1 protein-coding gene is annotated in these 3007 nt (G+C 55.5%); it reads right to left on the bottom strand.

Features of this window, described 5'->3' with window-relative positions:
* Window positions 1-440 precede the first annotated feature (440 nt).
* The gene (locus tag NB063_RS32100) at window positions 441-2627 is read right to left on the bottom strand and encodes a hypothetical protein (RefSeq protein WP_250933932.1); all 2187 of its coding nucleotides are present in this window, start codon (window positions 2625-2627) and stop codon (window positions 441-443) included.
* Between the last annotated feature and the right edge of the window lie 380 nt (window positions 2628-3007).

Raw genomic sequence — 3007 nt, 5'->3', positions numbered from 1 at the left:
CTGCGGCGCCTGTTATTAAAGCGTCACCGTCACAACCCTGGTCGGTTGCCGCGCACCGAGCGGTGGCCGAATGCTTACTTTACGAAAGCGGGTCTCTGGAGTCTGCGGGAGGCCCACAATCGTTTCGGACAATCCCTAATGGGAAACTGCTAACCGGAGAGCCGTATGCGGGAAAACCGCACGTACGGTTCGGAGGGAGGGGAGTCCGGCTCAACCGGACTTCCCTACCCCTATAAAACGCCTAAACCAATCTCTGTCCCTTAGACCTTCGCCTGCGCTGCGAAATCTTCGCCAAGACGCGGGAATTGAGGCGGCGTTTCGTACCGTTTCGATGGAACGTCCCTTTTCGCGAAGGTCGTCGATTGCCTGGGAACGACTCGGGGAGCATCCGCTTTCCTGACGTCTGCGATCTTTCGAAGCGAAGGTCAAAAACGCACCGACTAATGTCGCGTGACCGTTGGCACGGTAAAGAGAGTGCCTGCATTGTGAACACCGAAGCCGATGTAGTTGATGCTAGTCACCGTTTCTGAGAAAGCGAGATTGATGGACTCGCCGTTGATCGTCAATCTCGCCGTTCGCAGATCAAGATCGACATCCAGTCGGCAGTCCAACTCGCGATCGTGCGTGAACGACTTGCGAAGGTCTTTCCCCCATTTGGGATGATTCTCGAAAAGAGTGATTTCCTTTGCTCCGATCCAACTTCCCGCACACAGAGCGGCGTTCGCGTCCTCGTCGCTAGAAAGCACCAGAAGTCCGTTCTTGGTTGAGGTTCGATTTGCCGGTTTCATCTTCCAATCAACAGACACCCTTCCAGACGTGATGCTTTCGTCCAATTCTTTGAGCACGACCTGTTCGGGTCCGGTAGCCACGACACGGTAGCCATAACGGCATCGATCCAATGTCGCACTGCCGAAGTAGCCATCCTGTTGCATTACAAGGCTGGTTTTCGCCGGTTTAGCTGTCTTGACCGGTTCGGTCACCGGGGTGAACTCATCTCCTGCTACGGGAAGTGAATCGCCTTCGAGCCTGACAACCAAACCGGGGACGGACTGGTCGCCGTCATCACCCGCAGCGGTCCCGAGCGTATCGATGAGTTGTCCGTCGATGATCATTCTTGCGCCCTGAATCGACACTTGGTTCTTGATATCGATCGATTCATCGGCCAACAAATCCTGCGCCCACACATGTTTGACAGCATCGAGGTTACCGGCAAAGTTCAGCACGAGTTGATCGTAATGCCCCGCGATTCCGAACGGCTCCGAGGCATCTTTGACCTGCACGATGACCTTCGCACGCGGATGGAACCAATGATCATCGGGGCTCACTCGACCTTCGGTGGCGATACCGGTCGGCCCGTTGGGATACGTGCATACACAAACGTAGGGCAAATCGCCCTCGCACTCAACAATCGGCAGTGGCATGTTGCGAGCCATGATCGCGGGTGCGCTTTGGCTGACCATTCTCCCGTAGGTGTTCGACGCCCACGTATCCCACTGTGTGAATTCGCATCGATCAATCAGTTCGTTGTCGGACGCCAGGTAAACGCCCTCGCCGGCGGGGAACGCGGGCGCAATTCGCGCCCAGCGGCCGAGACGTTCCACCTCATTCATCCGCCGTTGCATTCGGCGTTTCCCCGAAAGTTGGTGGTGTAAATCGCGACCTTTTAGCGTCCGTTCGTTGATGTTCGGATGCCGTTTACTGGCAACGAGAACTCCTAGTCCGATCGCGATGTTGCAGTCATCCTGCACGTTGAGAATGGCTCGATATTCGGGTTGCTGTTGCGTCTGTTTGAGGATGTCGTGCGTGCGGCGAAGCGTCGTCGCGGACATCAACAGCGGTGTCGCATCGTAGGTACGAAACGTGTCGGCGTGTTTTAGGCACTTCAACATCGGTTCTTGAAGACGTCCGCCAATTTCATAAACCGATGGATACGACTCGAGGTCTTGGTCCCATTTCGGGTTGATGTTCCCTCCCGCGCCGGTGACGTACTCGAGAATCAACTCCGGATAGATCTGCTGCTTCGCTTGGAATGAATTGAATTCGTTCGTGTCGCCGCCGTCGATCTTCCAATAAGTGATTCCGGCATGCTTGGACCATTCCACGAACGTTTTGGCCTGATCCAAGGTCACATCGCCCCGCGTCCAAATGCCCAAGGAGTTCCAACCGAGCGATTGGATGTCGTTGTTGAACTGCAACAACACATCTTGCGGCGACAACCCCGCATACCGCGGGAAATCACTTTCCTCAGCGACGAGGTTGAAGAACGCAGGGCCGCCTCCGATACGTTTTGATGCATCTTTGGTCTGCCATCCGTGATCGATCAGAAAGATAAAATCCTGGCGGGCGCCATCGAGGCAGGTCGTCGCCCACCCGTCGTTCTCGTTGAAGATCGTGTGTTCGTTGAGTTCTTCGCGAGCGGCCTGATTCGAGACGCCTTTGAGATCGTGCAAGTCGGTTCCTCGGCCGATCCAATAGTTTTGGGCATACCAGGTACACCAGTAACTGGCAGTATCCTTCCGCGGAGGTGGGACCAAATTGGGACCGGCGGCGTGGGCCGATTGCGATGTCAGCAAAATTGCAGTGCAAACCGTTGTCGTCCAAGTCGTGAGCATCTTTGTGTTAATCATGATGTCGCGTTGACACCCCCACCAGCACGTGCCGCACAGGCCTTCCAGATTCGCCTCGGCAGCCTGCAAACACGCCCGCGGGCGCGACCGCCTTTGGGCTGAGTTCCATCCGACGCGATTGCGTCAAAACGCCTTCGAGGAGATTGATCCATCGCGGACTCCGGTGTCGAAAGACGTCTCTACTGAACACGCGTGGCGTTTACCAGTACGTCGTTGTGGTAGGTGGCAACATTTCCTTTTTTGTTTGAGAATTTGGTCAACAGCCATGGTAGATATCAGTCAGACCGACCGAAAGGCTCACGAAGGTACAGCCAAATGAATCAGGGCGAATCGGAACACCTTGTCGAGGAAAGGGGTGTTCTAACAGGACAGCGCCACTT

It is taken from the genome of Aporhodopirellula aestuarii, from assembly GCF_023701485.1.
Taxonomy (GTDB): Bacteria; Planctomycetota; Planctomycetia; order Pirellulales; family Pirellulaceae; genus Rhodopirellula; species Rhodopirellula aestuarii.
The sequence above is the reverse complement of the archived record's forward strand: the minus strand, read 5'-3'. Positions and strand labels throughout refer to the sequence as shown.